The organism is Nocardiopsis sp. NPDC006938, assembly GCF_042869555.1.
In the GTDB taxonomy this organism is placed as follows: Bacteria; Actinomycetota; Actinomycetes; order Streptosporangiales; family Streptosporangiaceae; genus Nocardiopsis.
The window spans coordinates 144,607-159,167 of the sequence record NZ_JBIAGA010000002.1 but is presented as its reverse complement, the minus strand read 5'-3'; the positions used below and the strand labels follow the sequence as shown (position 1 = coordinate 159,167).

Below are 14,561 nucleotides of genomic sequence, written 5' to 3'. Positions count from 1 at the left end.
GGCGCGGGACGGCCTACTCGGACACCACGTTCATGTGCTGCCCCCAGGCCAGCTCGGGGTCGCGCCTGCGCGCCGCCCGGGCCTGGACCAGACCGTTCACGCCCAGGGCGGCGATCACCACGCCACCGACCCACGCCGTCACCGCGGCGGGCAGGACATGGACGTAGTCCAGCACCCAGGGCAGGACGAACAGCAGCACCCCGGCGGCCGTCACGGCGAGCTCGGTCACCAGCGCGCCGGGCCGAGTCAGGGACATCACGCCCATGACGATGACCGCCAGCCCCACCAGGAGGAACGTCGCTCCGGAAAAGCCGTACATCCCGTGCCCGATCCAGCTCAGCCCCACGGCCAGTCCGACGACGACCGTGGCCACGTCCGCCCAGCGTCCCTTCTCACGCATCACGCCACCTCCTCGCGGCGGGGGCCCGCACCGGAGGTCGGTACCGCGCCCCGTGGGTGATGGGTACCCACTGGTCCGCTTCGGTAGGGGTGCGGAACTCGGAAAAACTCCACCACGAGACGCGAGGGGGCGGCGCCGGGTCCGTCCCGGCGCCGCCCCCTCGCGGTAGGCGTAGGCCCTAGTACTCGGGCAGGCTCGGGTCGACCTGGTTGATCCAGGCCAGCACTCCGCCGCCCACGTGCACGGCGTCGGCGAACCCGGCGGCCTTGACCGCGGCCAGGGCCTCCGCCGAGCGCACGCCGGACTTGCAGTGCAGGACCACGCGCCGGTCCTGCGGCAGCTGCTCGAACGCCTTGCCGTTCAGGAACTCGCCCTTGGGGATCAGCGTGGAACCCGGGATGCGGACGATCTCGAACTCGTTCTTCTCGCGCACGTCCACGAGGAAGATCTCGTCGGGCTTGTTGTCCAGCAGGTCCTTGAGCTCCGGCGCGGTGATGGTGGAACCCGCGGCGGCCTCGGTGGCCTCGTCCGACACCACGCCGCAGAAGGCCTCGTAGTCGATGAGCTCCGTGACGGGCTCGGTGTCGGGGTCCTTGCGGACCTTCACCTCGCGCCAGGTCATCTCCAGGGCGTCGAAGATGAGCAGGCGGCCGACCAGCGGGTCACCGATCCCGGTGATCAGCTTGATCGCCTCGTTGACCATCACCGAGCCGATGGACGCGCACAGCACGCCGAGGACGCCGCCCTCGGCGCAGGAGGGCACCATGCCGGGCGGCGGGGGCTCGGGGTAGAGGTCGCGGTACTGCGGCCCGTACTCGTTCCAGAAGACGCTGACCTGGCCGTCGAACCGGTAGATGGAACCCCACACGTAGGGCTTGTTCAGGATGACGGCGGCGTCGTTGACCAGGTACCGGGTGGCGAAGTTGTCGGTGCCGTCCAGGATCAGGTCGTACGGGGCGAAGATCTCCAGCGCGTTGTCGGAGTCCAGCCGGTCCTGGTGCAGGACGACCTCGACGTTGGGGTTCACCTCCTTGATGCTGTCCCGGGCGGACTCGGCCTTGGGGCGGCCGACGTCGCTCTGCCCGTGGATGACCTGGCGCTGGAGGTTGGACTCGTCGACGACGTCGAAGTCGATGATGCCGAGCGTGCCCACACCGGCGGCGGCCAGGTACAGCAGCGCCGGGGAGCCGAGGCCGCCCGCGCCAACGACCAGCACCTTGGCGTTCTTCAGGCGCTTCTGGCCGTCCATACCCACGTCGGGGATGATCAGGTGGCGCGAGTAGCGGCGCACCTCGTCCACGGTCAGCTCGGCGGCTGGTTCGACCAGCGGCGGCAGCGACACGGTGACTCCTCATGACTGTTCGGGTCGCTTCGCATCCACCCGTGCCGAGGGGCCCACGGGACGGGGAGCGGTGCGCGAAGCTGCTTGCACTTATACCCAACCTAACGGGTGGGGTATTGCATTCCCACCCCGGGGAGACGTGGTGCTCGTCGCTCCCCGGCACCGTCCGGCTCTCCCCTGACCTCCCTCAACCGCCGCGCGGCTCGCGCTGTTCCGACGGGCGGCGCGGGTAGTGTCACTCGTACGTTCCGCGACGATGTTGGGAGGACCCGGTGACAACGTCCGACGACAGTGGGAACCGGCGGCGCACCGCCCCCGTGGACGAGGACCCCGCGACGGCCGTGCCGGAGGCGGACGCCGCCGAGCAGCGCGCGCGGGCCGACGGCGACGCCGACGGCCGTGACGACTGGACCGAGGGAGCCGCCCGGGAGAGCTTTGACCAGGCCGACGAGGCGGACGTGATCGAGCAGGCCCGGGAGGTCGGGCAGGACGAGGACGAACGCCGCTGATACGGCGTGACCGGGCACGACGCCGCCCGGCCCGGTGCGAGGGGGCGTCCGCACCGCCCACACCGAACCTACGCCGGAGTAGGATGGGCGAAAAGCTGCGGGCCGCGTCACGGAGCCGAGACCGCGCCCGGCAGCACAAGCCACGCAGATGTCCGGTGAACGGCGCTCATCTGCCATGCCGAGTTCGGAGGGTGTGGGTGTGACAGCTCCATCAGACGCCCGCGCCCGGGGCACTCGTCTGCCCCGGGTCCGGCGCCGCCGCCAACTCCTGGCAGCGGCTCAGGAGGTCTTCGTCGCCCGCGGTTACCACGCCGCGGCGATGGACGAGATCGCGGACCGCGCGGGAGTCAGCAAGCCGGTCCTGTACCAGCACTTCCCCGGGAAGCTGGAGCTCTACCTGGCCCTCCTGGAGGAACACTCCGAGGCGCTGGTCGAGAAGCAGCGGGAGGCCCTGGAGAGCACCGACGACAACCGTCAACGCGTCACCGCGAGCTTCCAGGCCTACTTCGACTTCGTCGCGGGCGACGGCGAGGCGTTCCGTCTGGTCTTCGAGTCCGACCTGCGCAACCTCCCGGCCGTACGGGAGAAGAGCGAGCAGACGTTCCAGCGCTGCGCGGAGCTGATCGGCGAGGTCATCCGCCAGGACACCAGCATCTCCGACGACGAGGCGCACCTGCTGAGCATCGCGCTGGTCGGCATGGCCGAGACCAGCGCCCGGTACTGGTTGAACAACCACGGCGCGATCCCCAAGGACGCCGCCGAACAACTGGTGGCGCGACTGGCCTGGCGCGGGATCAGCGGTTGGGACCTGACCCGGTCCGGCGAAGAGGCGGAGTCCGGCTCGGGGGGCTGACCCCCGCGGCACCTACGAGGGAGGGCTCCGGAACACCGTGGTGTTCCGGAGCCCTCCCTTTTCGCGCGCGATTTGCGGCGGCGTATTGTCGCCTCCTTTCCAATGAAAGAAAACCATAGAACGGCCATTTCTCCCACAAGGCGGGGCAATCAACTCGACACCGGCATTCGGAACGGTTCAATTATCCTGCGCCGGGTATCGCGGAACTGAGAAGTAACGCGCTTCTCTTCGCCGTATCCGTCCGGAACCGACCTCCGGCACCCCGGACGGAACCAGCGATTCGGGGGTGAGGACGTATGGACATCGGTCAGGGCCTGACCAGCGCCTGGCAGGCGATCGCGGGCTTCGTGCCGCTGCTGCTGGGCTTCCTGGTGATCCTGGTGGTGGGCTGGATCATCGCCTGGCTCGTGGGCAAGGGAGTGGCCAAGGGCCTGCACGGCGTCGGCCTGGACCGCGCCCTCCACCGGGGCGGCGTGGGCGAGTACTTCGAGCGCAGCCGCTGGACCGCCAGCGAGCTGTGCGGGAAGATCATCTACTACGTCGCCCTGCTGTTCGTGCTGACGCTCGCGTTCAACGTCTTCGGACCGAACCCGATCAGCACACTGCTCAACGACGTCATCGCCTGGATTCCGCGGGGCATCGTCGCGCTGGTGATCGTCGTGGTCGCGGGCATGATCGCCAAGGCCGTCCGCGACCTCATCACCGGGGCCCTGGGCGGGCTGTCGTACGGCCGCTTCCTGGCCAATGTGGCGGCCGTGGCCGTGATGGCCCTGGGAATCATCGCCGCGCTCAACCAGATCGGCGTGGCCACGACCGTCACCCTGCCGGTGCTGGTCGCCGTGCTCGCCACCGTCGGCGGCATCCTGGTCGTCGGTGTCGGCGGCGGGCTCATCGGGCCGATGCAGTCCCGGTGGGCGCGCTGGCTGGACGTGGCCGAGCGGGAGACCGCGCGCCTGGGCGGAGGCGAGAGCAGCTACCAGGCCGGCCACGAGGCGGCCATGAGCCGCCCGGGTGCCAGGGCCACCGAGGGCGGGGCCGCCAGGGAGGAGGCCTCCAGCCTGCCGGGACAGCGCGGGAGGGGGGAGGAGACCTCCTCGTGACGGAGGGACCGCACGCCCGGGGTGATTCCGGGGACGGGATCACCCGGTAGACACAGGTGAGGGCGGGGCCGGTGGCCTCGCCCTCGTCGTGTGCGCCGTCCGCGCGGCGCCCCCGTCACAGGAACTCGGAGTCCCGCAGTTCCTGCCGGGAGAGGTTCTCGATACGCCGCCACGCCAGGACGCCCGTGGCGATCAACGGCAGGAACGCCAGCCAGAAGACGACGCTTCCGGGCCCGGAGAACACCATCGACGCGAGCGCGACGACGAAGATCAGTGCGAAAAGCGCGAAGTCGACGCGATCCTGCTGGATCAGGACGCCGACCGGTGGGCGCGCCGCCCCATGCCGACCGCTCCTCATTCGCTTTCCTTTCTCGCGGCTGTTTCGGGCCGCTCCGCCGGTCACGGTGCCCGGGAACCGCCTCGACCCTGGAACACCGTGAATACCACGTTGCATTCCGCAGGTCACTGGTTCCGGCTCGGTGAACCGAACCGTGTCGGACCGCCGTGGCCCCACCGGTGTCTTTTCAGCGTACGCGCAGGAGGCGCGTTACGCGGAAGAACCGGCAAGGGCGACGACCGCGAGAGGAATCGCGTCGCAGATCACATCCGCCTGCGGACGTCACCAACCTAGCGGACGAAACCACGGTCCTTCGCCAGTCGGCAGATCGCGAGAATGCGCAGCGTCTCCCAGTCGTAGCTGGAGTCCTCGGAGTCCCAGCCCCGTTCGAGGCAGCCGTCGAGGAACCCGTGGAGGTACGTTCCGAGCGTGCCGGCGGTGAGCTCGGCGCCGCCGGCGCCGATGCCTTCGCACACCTGTGCGGCGTGCTGGTCCAGCTCAGCGCTCATCCAGGGCGGCACAGGACCGTCAAGGGGGCCGATCTTGTGGAAGTCACGGGTGAGTCCGGCCAGCGGATGGCGCACGGAGGTCCCACGGGGCATGGAAGTACCTACTCGCGTGGTCAGGAGACGGGAAACTCCATCGACTCTATGTGCGCCGCGCCAATGGATCGTCACGAATGTGGTGGAAATTACCCGCCCTTGACCAAGAGGGGTCAAGCATCGGCAAACACCCTCGAAGGCCGAAAACGGTACGAGAAGGGCGGGCCGGACTCCTAGTCCGCCAGGCCCATGGCGGAGAGTCGAGCGGCGTGACCCTCGGTGAGGGAGGCGAACATTCGACTGACGGCGGCGAGGTCGCCCAGGCCGGAGTCCCCGGCCCGCTCGGCGTCCGCGTCCCGACCCGGCCGACCGGCGACCCTGGGGTCGCGCGCCAGCAGCGCGGCCAGTTCCGGGCGGTCCACCGCCACCGCCTGCGCCTGGCTCAGCGCCTCGCCCACCAGGCGACGGGCCCACAGGGACAGGCGACCGGCCAGCTTGGGGTCGTCCTCCAGAGCGGCGCGGACCTGGCCGGCCACGAACTCCCCCCGCTCGGTCTCGGCGAGCACGTCCTCCACGAGGGCGCGGGTGTCGCCATCGGCCAGCTCGGCGACCCTGCGGTAGAAGTCACCGGCGATGCCGTCGCCGACGTAGGTCTTGACCAGGCTCTCCAGCCAGCTCTGCGGTTCGGTGCGCGCGTGCCAGCCGTCCAGGGGGCCCACGAACGGGGCCATGGCCTCCTCGGGGTCCGCCCCGAGCTCCGTCAGACGGCGGTGCAGCGCCTGGTAGTGCTGCTGCTCCGTGGCCGCCAGACCGGCGAGCTGCCCCTTGGTCCGCAGCGAGGGCGCCAGACCGGCGTCGTCGGCGAGGCGGAAGAAGGAACCGAGCTCGGCGTAGGCGAGGAGGCCGAGCAGATCGATCACGCCGGGGTCGGCAGAGGAGCCTTGGGTCATGACCGTCAGGGTATCGTCCGGCCGGCCCGGCACCCAATCGGGGACTTTTCGGGGACTAAACGGCCCCGGGGAACGGTTGCACCGGCTGGGAGCGGGTACGGTCTCGGCCGTCGGAGCCCCGTGCCCAGCGGGGTCCACAGGACAGTGACCAGCTATGTGCACCGGGCTCACCAGCGGCTAGACTCAGCGTGATGACCGGCGCGCACATCGCGGCGCCGCGTCCCGCACCCCCGCGACGCGGGCCCTCCCGCGCGCCCTTCCGGCGCCGCGGACGCGGGCGCCCAGCGACGTGCGGACCGGACACCGCGACGTGTCCTCACGAGCAGTGCGGCGTGAGGGAGCGACGGCCCACGCGCCCAGCTACGCACCGCACACGACAACCCAGCGGATGGAACCGAGAACATCGCGACCAGGGAACCCCCCGGCCGCGCGGGTCCAGTCGGCAGCGCCACCGGAGCTCCCTCGCCTCAGCGGGAACCGGTGAGCCGCGCCCTCCGCGGCGGCCCGAAGCCGCCCGCGACCGCACCCCGCCGCGGCCACGAACAACGCTGCGGCCCGCCTAGATGGAGGCTTGAGCCCTGAGCAGCACAGAAGAAGCAACGACAGAAGCAACGACACCCGCGACGACCTTCCGCGACCTGGGCGTCAGCCCGGAGATCGCCGACGCCCTGGAGGCGGAGGGGATCGTCTCCCCGTTCCCGATCCAGGAACTGGCCCTGCCCATCGCGCTCAACGGCAGCGACATCATCGGCCAGGCGCGCACCGGAACCGGCAAGACCCTCGCCTTCGGTCTGCCGCTCCTCCAGCGCGCGCAGGACCAGCCGGGCACGCCCAAGCGACCGCGCGCCCTGGTGGTCGTGCCCACCCGCGAGCTGGCCATCCAGGTGGCCGCCGACCTCACCACCGCCAGCAAGCGCAGTGGCGGCCGTATCCTCACCGTCTACGGCGGGCGCTCCTACGAGCCGCAGATCAACGGGCTCAAGGAGGGCGTCGACGTCGTCGTCGGCACCCCGGGCCGCCTGCTGGACCTGGAGAACCAGAAGCACCTTCGGCTGGACCAGGTCGCCGCCGTGGTCCTGGACGAGGCCGACAAGATGCTCGACCTCGGCTTCCTTCCGGACATCGAGCGCATCCTCAAGAAGATCCCGGCCGAGCGCCAGGTGATGCTCTTCTCGGCCACCATGCCGAGCGAGATCGTCACGCTCTCCCGGAACTACCTGCGCCAGCCCACCCACGTGCGGGCGGGCGACGACAACGAGATCGACGGCTCCGCCATCACCAAGCGGATCGCGCAGCACGCCTTCCGCACGCACCAGATGGACAAGCCCGAGATGCTGGCCCGCCTCCTCCAGTCCGAGGAGCACGGCCAGAGCATGGTGTTCTGCCAGACCAAGCGGGCCTGTGACCGGGTCGCCGGCGAGCTCAAGGACCGGGGCTTCGCGGCCGCGGCGGTCCACGGAGACCTCGGCCAGAGCCAGCGCGAGCGCGCCCTTCGGGCCTTCCGCAACGGCAAGATCAACATCCTGGTCGCCACCGACGTGGCCGCGCGCGGTCTGGACGTCGACGACGTGACCCACGTGGTCAACTACGAGACGCCCGAGGACGAGAAGACCTACACGCACCGCATCGGCCGTACCGGCCGCGCGGGGCGCACAGGCACCGCCGTCACGTTCGTGGACTGGCAGGAGATGCCGCGCTGGAAGCTGATCAACGGCGCGCTCGACCTGGACTTCCACGAGCCGGTGGAGACCTACTCCACCTCGCCGCACTTCTTCGAGGCGCTGCGCATCCCCAAGGGCACCAAGGGCAAGCTGGCCCTGGACAAGCGCGGGGAGCACGCGGGCCTGGAGGCCGAGGAGGTCGAGGACATCGGCGACACCGGGCAGCCGCGCGGCGGTGACCGGGGTGGCCGGGGAGGCGGCCGGGGCGCCCGCAAGGGCCGCGGCGAGCGGAGCGAGGGCGGCGAGCAGGGCGGCCGCAAGAGCTCCGGCGGCCGCAACCGTTCGCGTCGGCGCACGCGCGGCGGGGAGACCTCCGTCCGGGCCGAGGGCGCCGCCGACCAGGGCGCGGTGAAGGCCACCGTCCGGGCCGACGCTCCCACGGGCGGCCCCGAGCGGTCGGCCGAGGGAGACGGGGCCCGCACGGTCCGCCGTCGCCGCCGTACCCGGGGTGCGGTCCGCCGCGACCCCGAGAACACCTGAATCACCTGAGAAGCACCTGATCGAAGAGGACTCGATTCCGCGTCGGGTGCCCCCGGACCGGTGGTCCCATCGTCTAGGGTGGCCCGACGTGAGTACACCTGAGTTCCTCGATCCGCCGCCGGGTGTGCGGCGCACGGACCTGCGTCTTTCGTACGGTCCAGTGGCCGCACTCCGGGCACGGCCCACCTCCGGCGCCACCGTCCTGGCCCCCGCTGTCCTGGTGCACGGATTCACCGGCAGCAAGGAGGACTTCATCGCCCTCCTCCAGAGCCTGGCCCGGCCCGGCCGGGAGGTGGTCGCGATTGACCTGCCCGGCACCCACGGGTCACCGGGCCCCGAGACCCTCACCCCGCCGCCCGGGGTCGAGCTGCCCGACTACCGCCTGTCCTCGTTGGGCGCGGTGGTCGGCGAGGTGCTCGACCTGGTCGGCGACGGCGGCCCCGTGCACCTGGTGGGGCACTCCTTCGGCGGGTTGGTCTCCCAGGAGGCGGCCCTGGCCGAACACACCCCCGTGGCCTCCCTCACCCTGATGTGCTCCGGTCCCGGCGCCCTGAGCGGCCCCGGCGCGGACCGGGCCCGCAACCTCATCGCCGCGCTGTCGATGGACCCCTCCCCGGAGCGGCTGCGGGTGCTGTGGGACGAGCGCTTCGCCGCCGAGGCCCGCGCCCGCACCGCCAAGCCGGAGGTCGTGGACTTCCTGCGGGAGCGGTTCCTGAACACCAGTGCGCTGGCGCTGATCCGGATGGCCGAGGACCTGCTGGGTGCCCGCGACCGGATCGACGAGCTGGCGGAGGTGGACGTCCCCTCCCTGGTCCTGTACGGCGAGAACGACGACGCCTGGCCGCTGGCCGAGCAGGACGCGATGGCCGAGCGTCTGGGCGCGCGCCGACTGGTGGTTCCCGGCGCGGGCCACTCCCCCAACGTGGAGGCCCCGGAGACCACGTCGAGCGCCCTCACCGACTTCTGGAACGAGACCGAGTCCGTGGGGCGCCGCTGAGGCTCCCCCGACGGAGAACGGCCGCGCCCCCGCTCCCATGAGGGGCGGCGGCGCGGCCGTCGTGGGTGTGGGGGTCAGACCCAGGAGTCGAAGTTGCGGCCCTCGGCCTCGACCGTCGTGGACGGTCCGCGGTCCGGGAGGATGCGGGTGTCCGGCGGCAGGGAGAGCAGGTTCTCGCCGATCGAGGCGAGCTGGGTGGTGTAGTCGATGTAGGTGTTGCCGACCATGCCCGGCTCGCCCTTGCGGAGGGTGTCACCGCTGAACACGGCGCCGAGTTCGCTCACGTAGAAGCCCACGGTGCCGTTGGTGGTGCCGGGGAGTGCCAGGACGTCGATGTGGAGGTCGCCGATGTCCAGGGCGCCCTCGCCCTCGACGTCGATCTCGGGGCGGCGCTCCGCCCCGTGCAGGCGGCGCCAGGCCCGCATCTCACGGGGGTGCAGGGCGATGTCGGCCTCGGTCTCCTCGGCGATCTTGAGGGCCGACTCGATGTGGGGGCTGTAGCCGTTGGTGCAGGCCACCAGGTAGACCTCTCGGTCGCCGACGGCCTCCAGGATCGCCTCGGCGTCGTGGGCGGGGTCGATGACGACGACACCGTCCTTGTCGGCCTCGATGATCCAGGTGTTGCTGATGATCTCGTACTTCTCACCGTCGAACTCGAAGGTCCCGGCGGTGCGGACGCGGGTGATGCCATCGGAGTCGGGGCCGGTGACGCCGACCTCCTCCACCTCGTCGTCCTCGTCGGACGTCGCGGCGGGCTCCTCGGCCTTCTCCTCCGCGTCCTTGGCGGTCTCGGCGTCGTCGGCGTCGTCGGAGGTGTCGGAGGTGTCGGTCTCAGCGGCGTCGTCCGGCTCGTCGGACGTCGCGGCGTCGGTCCCGTCGGAGTCGTTCCCGGCCTCGGCGTCGTCCTTCGCCTCCGCCTTCTCACCGGAACCGGCCGCGCCCTCGGTCTCCTCGGTGGTGTCCTCCGCGACCTCCGCAGCGGAATCGGTGGCCTCCTGGCCGTCCTGCTTCTTCGGCTTCCGCTTCCAGAACACGGCTACTGACCTCTCGTCCAGGGGTGGGTACTACAACGCTGCGACCATTGTCGCGTCCCCGCGCAGTGGTCCGTACCGTACCGAACCGCCGCTCGCGGCGACGGGTCACCCCACGATCAGCGGCGCTCCGGTCGCGGGGGCCGTGAGCTCCTCGAAAGCCTCCGGTGCGGTCGTGCGGCAGCCCAGACGGTGGCCGGTGAGCGCGCCGTGGTCGTCACTGGAACCGGTGACCACCACGCCCAGGTCCGCGGCCACGCCCCGCCAGAACTTGCGCTGGGTCCGGTTGTGCGAGGGGTGGTCGGCCTCGATGCCGCCGAGCCCGGCCGCCGCCATGCGCTCGGCGAGCTCCACCGGGACCGACCCGTTGGTGGCTCCCTCCGCCCGCCCGGGGTGCGCCAGCGAGCACACCCCGCCCGCCTGGCGCACCAGCTCGACGGCGCGCACGGGGTCGATCGCGTAGCGGGAGGCGTAGGCCGGGCCGCCCGAGCCGATCCACCGGTCGAAGGCGTCCTGCACGTCGCGGGCCGCCCCCGCCTCCACGATCGCCCGCGCCAGGTGGGGTCGGCCGATGGTGTTGGCGTCGGCGTACTCCGGCTCCCCGGCCCCCGCGATCTCCAGGACCCGCTCCCAGGTCACGTCGACCCCGTGCGCCTGGAGTCTGCCGACCATCTCCTCCGCACGGGACGCCCGGTCCGAGCGGACCCGGCGCAACTCGGCGTCCAGACCCGGGGAGGCCGGATCGAACAGGTAGGAGACCAGGTGGACGCTGGAACCCTGGTAGGCGCAGGACAGTTCCATGCCGGGTACGAGGGTGAACCCGGGGGGCAGGTGCGCCGCCGCCTCCTCGATCCCGCCCACCGTGTCGTGGTCGGTGAGGGCCAGGACGTCGAGCTTCGCGGCGACCGCGTACCCGATGACCTCGGCCGGGGTGTCGGTCCCGTCGGAGACCGAGCTGTGGGAGTGCAGGTCGATTCGTGTCACCGGGCGATTGTACGTAACCGGGTGGGTCCCCGCTCGGGACGCCGGGATCAGTCCTGGTCGGGCCGGGGCGCCAGGACACGCGCCAGGAAGGGGCTGGGCGCCCCGAACGGCGGCGCGAGGGCGACGCCGCCGTCACGGAGGTCGCGCAGGTCCCGGAGGGAGGCGACCTCGCACATCAGTAGACCGGTGTCGGCGGTGGCGAAGGCCAGCCACAGCCAGTGGGAGAGCGCCTCGCCCGCGTAGGCCGCGCGCTCGCGGCCCAGGTCGAGGTTCCACAGCGCGATCTCGTGCCCGTCGAAGCGGACCTTGGCGTCGGGCGCCCCCGTGTCGAACCCCTGACCGGGATCGGGGCCCTTCAGACCGGCGACCCGCGCGCCCAGGCCGATCCCCGGGTCCTCCGCGACGATGACGGCCTCGCCGACGCCGCCGAGTGGGCCGGGACCGGACAGGGCCACGGCCACCGCGAGCGCGCCGCTGCGTTCGTCGCCCACCTCGGCGAACCCGGTGACCACCCAGCCGGTCGGTAGCGGCCACGGTACCCACACGGGTACCTGAGCGCGCGGAAGGAGGGTGTCGAGTGCCGAGGTGCCGGGCGCCCGTACCTCCTGGAGGGGGGCCACCGCCCCGTGGGCGTCACATCGCCACGCGCTGGTCCACAACCCCGGGGGCTGTACCGCGCGCCCGCACCGTGGACACGTGGGCTGGGCTTTCATGTCCTACCGGTGTACCCGAGTGGTGACCTGTGAAAACGCGGAGCGGGCGGGGTGCCCTCGCACTCCGCCCGCTCTTGGTCCGACGGGGCGCGGGGCCCCGTGGGACCTCTACTGCTGCTGGCGCTTACGGTTCGCGGTGATCCGGCCGCGCTCCTTCTGGTCGAGGATGACCTTGCGGATGCGGACGTTCTCCGGCGTCACCTCGACGCACTCGTCCTCACGGCAGAACTCCAGGGCCTGCTCCAGGGAGAGCTTGCGCGGCGGCACCAGGCGGACGAGCTCGTCGCCGGTGGCCGAACGCATGTTGGTGAGCTTCTTCTCCTTGGTGATGTTGACGTCCATGTCGTCGGAGCGCGAGTTCTCGCCGACGATCATGCCCTCGTACACCTCGGTGGTCGGCTCGACGAACAGCGTGCCGCGCTCCTGGAGGTTGAACATCGCGAACGCGACGGCCACGCCGGCGCGGTCCGCGACCAGGGAGCCGTTGGGCCGGGAGCGGATGTCGCCGAACCAGGGCTCGAACTTCTCGAAGACGTGGTTGGCGATACCGGTGCCGCGCGTCTCGGTGAGGAACTCGGTACGGAAGCCGATCAGACCACGGGACGGGACCAGCCAGTCCATGCGCACCCAGCCGGTGCCGTGGTTGACCATGTTCTCCATGCGGCCCTTGCGGACGCTCAGGAGCTGGGTGATGGCGCCCATGTACTCCTCGGGCGCGTCCACGGTGAGGCGCTCGACCGGCTCGTGCACCTTGCCGTCGATGTTCTTGGTGACCACCTGCGGCTTGCCGACGGTCAGCTCGTAGCCCTCACGGCGCATCTGCTCGACCAGGATGGCCAGCGCCAGCTCGCCTCGGCCCTGCACCTCCCAGGCGTCGGGGCGCTCGGTCGGGAGCACCCGCAGGGAGACGTTGCCGACGAGCTCCTTCTCCAGACGGTCCTTGACCAGGCGGGCCGTGACCTTGGCGCCCTTGACCCGGCCGACCAGCGGCGAGGTGTTGGTGCCGATGGTCATGGAGATGGCGGGCTCGTCGACCTTGATGAGCGGCAGCGCCACCGGGTTCTCGGGATCGGCGAGGGTCTCGCCGATCATGATCTCCTCGATACCGGCGATGGCCGCGATGTCACCGGGGCCGGCCTTCTCGGCGGGCTTGCGCTCCAGGCCGTCGGTCATGAGCAGCTCGGTGATCTTGACCTGCTGGGTGGTGCCGTCGGTGCGAATCCACGCGACCTGCTGGCCCTTGCGGAGCTCGCCCTGCTGGACGCGGACCAGGGCCAGGCGGCCGAGGAAGGGGGAGGCGTCCAGGTTGGTGACGTGGGCCTGGAGGGGGGCGTCGGGGACGTACTCGGGGGCCGGGATGGTGTCCAGGATGGTGGAGAACAGCGGGACGAGGTTGTCGTTCTCGGGCACGGTGCCGTTGTCCGGGCGCTCCAGGGAGGCCTTGCCGTCGCGGGCGCACGTGTAGACGATCGGGAACTCGATCTGCGACTCGTCCGCGTCCAGGTCCATGAACAGCTCGTAGGTGTCGTCGACGACCTCGGAGATCCGGCTGTCGGGCCGGTCGACCTTGTTTATCACCAGGATGACGGGGAGCTTGGCCTGGAGGGCCTTGCGGAGCACGAAGCGGGTCTGCGGGAGCGGGCCCTCACTGGCGTCGACGAGCAGGACGACGCCGTCCACCATCGACAGGCCGCGCTCGACCTCACCGCCGAAGTCGGCGTGACCGGGGGTGTCGATGATGTTGATGACCACGTCCTCGCCCTCGGGCGTGGTGTAGTGCACCGCGGTGTTCTTCGCGAGAATGGTGATGCCCTTCTCGCGCTCCAGGTCGTTGGAGTCCATCACGCGGTCGTCGACATCCTGGTTCTCCCGGAAGACTCCGGACTGCCAGAGCATGGCGTCAACGAGGGTCGTCTTGCCGTGGTCGACGTGAGCCACGATGGCGACGTTGCGCAGGTCACTGCGGCGGGCGGAGCCCTCGACGGGCGTAGCGCTGGACATGCTTAAGTCTCGATCTCCTGTACTGGGTAGAGACCGCAGAGTGCCACGGCCCGTCACCAGTTTATGCGGTCACGACGAACTGGTTGGGAATCACCGGGGACGCCCCGGTTAGTTTCGTCACCCGGGGGACCGCCCTCGACCTGGGCCGGAGAGGGCCCGGAATTCCTGGCGGCACGGGCTTTCGCGCGTTCACAGGAGAGGCGTGAGAGCGGCCAGGAAGGGGATGTCGGCGGGCATCCAATCGAGTTCCGCGAGGCCCTCGGCGGCCACCCAGCGGACCTCGGCGTGCTCCAGCGCGCGCGGCTCCCCGTCGAGGAGTTCGGCCCGCAGCAGGCGCAGGACGGCGGGGCGCGTGCGGCCCGCGGAAGGGGCGGGGAAGGGCACGTCGGAGCCGATCTGGGCCCCCGCGCGCACGGTGACGCCCAGTTCCTCCCGGCACTCGCGGACCAGCGCCCGGCCCGGGGTCTCCCCCGGTTCGACCTTGCCTCCGGGGAACTCCCACAGCCCGCGCAGGGATGCGGGTTCGGCGCGTTGGGCGGCCAGGACGCGTCCGTCGCGAATGATGGCCGCGCCCACCACGATCAGTGTCTCTCGCACGGTG

General features: G+C 71.0%; 15 protein-coding genes. 5 read left to right on the top strand and 10 right to left on the bottom strand.

Features of this window, described 5'->3' with window-relative positions:
* Positions 1-13 precede the first annotated feature (13 nt).
* Complete coding sequence (locus ACFYL4_RS03650) at positions 14-400, bottom strand: hypothetical protein (protein ID WP_357757606.1); 387 nt, start codon at positions 398-400, stop codon at positions 14-16.
* A gap of 178 nt (positions 401-578) precedes the next feature.
* Positions 579-1,742, bottom strand: coding sequence for an adenylyltransferase/sulfurtransferase MoeZ (gene moeZ, locus ACFYL4_RS03645; protein WP_357757609.1), 1,164 nt, complete (start codon positions 1,740-1,742; stop codon positions 579-581).
* Between the two features lie 272 nt (positions 1,743-2,014).
* Between moeZ and ACFYL4_RS03640 the strand changes: the two genes are divergently transcribed.
* The 3 genes from ACFYL4_RS03640 (at position 2,015) to ACFYL4_RS03630 (ending at position 4,204) form a co-directional block, all read left to right on the top strand.
* Positions 2,015-2,251, top strand: coding sequence for a hypothetical protein (locus tag ACFYL4_RS03640; protein ID WP_357757612.1), 237 nt, complete (start codon positions 2,015-2,017; stop codon positions 2,249-2,251).
* 199 nt (positions 2,252-2,450) lie between these two features.
* On the top strand, positions 2,451-3,104 hold the full coding sequence (locus ACFYL4_RS03635; protein ID WP_357757615.1) for a TetR/AcrR family transcriptional regulator: 654 nt from the start codon (positions 2,451-2,453) through the stop codon (positions 3,102-3,104).
* A 296-nt stretch (positions 3,105-3,400) separates the two neighbouring features.
* Entirely contained in the window at positions 3,401-4,204 is an 804-nt protein-coding gene (locus ACFYL4_RS03630; protein WP_387516168.1) for a hypothetical protein, read from the top strand.
* A 115-nt stretch (positions 4,205-4,319) separates the two neighbouring features.
* On the opposite strand, the gene ACFYL4_RS03625 is transcribed toward ACFYL4_RS03630, so the two are convergent.
* From ACFYL4_RS03625 to ACFYL4_RS03615, 3 genes are all read right to left on the bottom strand, one after another.
* Positions 4,320-4,562 (bottom strand): hypothetical protein, encoded by a 243-nt coding sequence (locus ACFYL4_RS03625; protein ID WP_357757621.1) that lies wholly within the window; start codon positions 4,560-4,562, stop codon positions 4,320-4,322.
* 269 nt (positions 4,563-4,831) lie between these two features.
* Positions 4,832-5,143, bottom strand: coding sequence for a DUF6401 family natural product biosynthesis protein (locus tag ACFYL4_RS03620; RefSeq protein WP_357757624.1), 312 nt, complete (start codon positions 5,141-5,143; stop codon positions 4,832-4,834).
* Between the two features lie 173 nt (positions 5,144-5,316).
* Entirely contained in the window at positions 5,317-6,033 is a 717-nt protein-coding gene (locus ACFYL4_RS03615) for a ferritin-like fold-containing protein (RefSeq protein ID WP_357757627.1), read from the bottom strand.
* Between the two features lie 668 nt (positions 6,034-6,701).
* Here ACFYL4_RS03615 and ACFYL4_RS03610 point away from each other — a divergent pair.
* Both ACFYL4_RS03610 and ACFYL4_RS03605 read left to right on the top strand, forming a co-directional pair.
* Positions 6,702-8,234, top strand: a complete 1,533-nt coding sequence (locus ACFYL4_RS03610; protein ID WP_357757898.1) for a DEAD/DEAH box helicase — start codon at positions 6,702-6,704, stop codon at positions 8,232-8,234.
* A gap of 88 nt (positions 8,235-8,322) precedes the next feature.
* Entirely contained in the window at positions 8,323-9,231 is a 909-nt protein-coding gene (locus ACFYL4_RS03605) for an alpha/beta fold hydrolase (RefSeq protein WP_387516165.1), read from the top strand.
* A gap of 74 nt (positions 9,232-9,305) precedes the next feature.
* Here the strand turns inward: ACFYL4_RS03605 and ACFYL4_RS03600 are convergent, their stop codons facing one another.
* The 5 genes from ACFYL4_RS03600 to ACFYL4_RS03580 all read right to left on the bottom strand — a co-directional run bounded on the left by ACFYL4_RS03600 (position 9,306) and on the right by ACFYL4_RS03580 (position 14,557).
* The gene (locus ACFYL4_RS03600) at positions 9,306-10,265 is read right to left on the bottom strand and encodes an MBL fold metallo-hydrolase (protein ID WP_387516163.1); all 960 of its coding nucleotides are present in this window, start codon (positions 10,263-10,265) and stop codon (positions 9,306-9,308) included.
* 105 nt (positions 10,266-10,370) lie between these two features.
* Positions 10,371-11,246 carry a PHP domain-containing protein gene (locus ACFYL4_RS03595; protein WP_387516161.1) on the bottom strand — a complete coding sequence of 292 codons (876 nt, stop codon included), beginning with the start codon at positions 11,244-11,246 and terminating at the stop codon, positions 10,371-10,373.
* Positions 11,247-11,293: 47 nt separating this feature from the next.
* Positions 11,294-11,959, bottom strand: a complete 666-nt coding sequence (locus ACFYL4_RS03590) for a DUF6758 family protein (RefSeq protein ID WP_357757639.1) — start codon at positions 11,957-11,959, stop codon at positions 11,294-11,296.
* Positions 11,960-12,067: 108 nt separating this feature from the next.
* The gene (typA, locus tag ACFYL4_RS03585) at positions 12,068-13,960 is read right to left on the bottom strand and encodes a translational GTPase TypA (RefSeq protein ID WP_357757642.1); all 1,893 of its coding nucleotides are present in this window, start codon (positions 13,958-13,960) and stop codon (positions 12,068-12,070) included.
* A 189-nt stretch (positions 13,961-14,149) separates the two neighbouring features.
* Positions 14,150-14,557 carry a (deoxy)nucleoside triphosphate pyrophosphohydrolase gene (locus ACFYL4_RS03580; RefSeq protein WP_357757645.1) on the bottom strand — a complete coding sequence of 136 codons (408 nt, stop codon included), beginning with the start codon at positions 14,555-14,557 and terminating at the stop codon, positions 14,150-14,152.
* Positions 14,558-14,561: the final 4 nt, after the last annotated feature.

Bases quoted from the DNA above. Each gene is read 5' to 3' on its own strand.
- ACFYL4_RS03590 (WP_357757639.1), bottom strand. From the start codon at position 11,959: ATGAAAGCCCAGCCCACGTGTCCACGGTGCGGGCGCGCGGTACAGCCC.
- ACFYL4_RS03625 (WP_357757621.1), bottom strand. From the start codon at position 4,562: ATGAGGAGCGGTCGGCATGGGGCGGCGCGCCCACCGGTCGGCGTCCTG.
- ACFYL4_RS03620 (WP_357757624.1), bottom strand. From the start codon at position 5,143: ATGCCCCGTGGGACCTCCGTGCGCCATCCGCTGGCCGGACTCACCCGT.
- ACFYL4_RS03630 (WP_387516168.1), top strand. From the start codon at position 3,401: ATGGACATCGGTCAGGGCCTGACCAGCGCCTGGCAGGCGATCGCGGGC.
- typA (WP_357757642.1), bottom strand. From the start codon at position 13,960: ATGTCCAGCGCTACGCCCGTCGAGGGCTCCGCCCGCCGCAGTGACCTG.
- ACFYL4_RS03650 (WP_357757606.1), bottom strand. From the start codon at position 400: ATGCGTGAGAAGGGACGCTGGGCGGACGTGGCCACGGTCGTCGTCGGA.
- ACFYL4_RS03615 (WP_357757627.1), bottom strand. From the start codon at position 6,033: ATGACCCAAGGCTCCTCTGCCGACCCCGGCGTGATCGATCTGCTCGGC.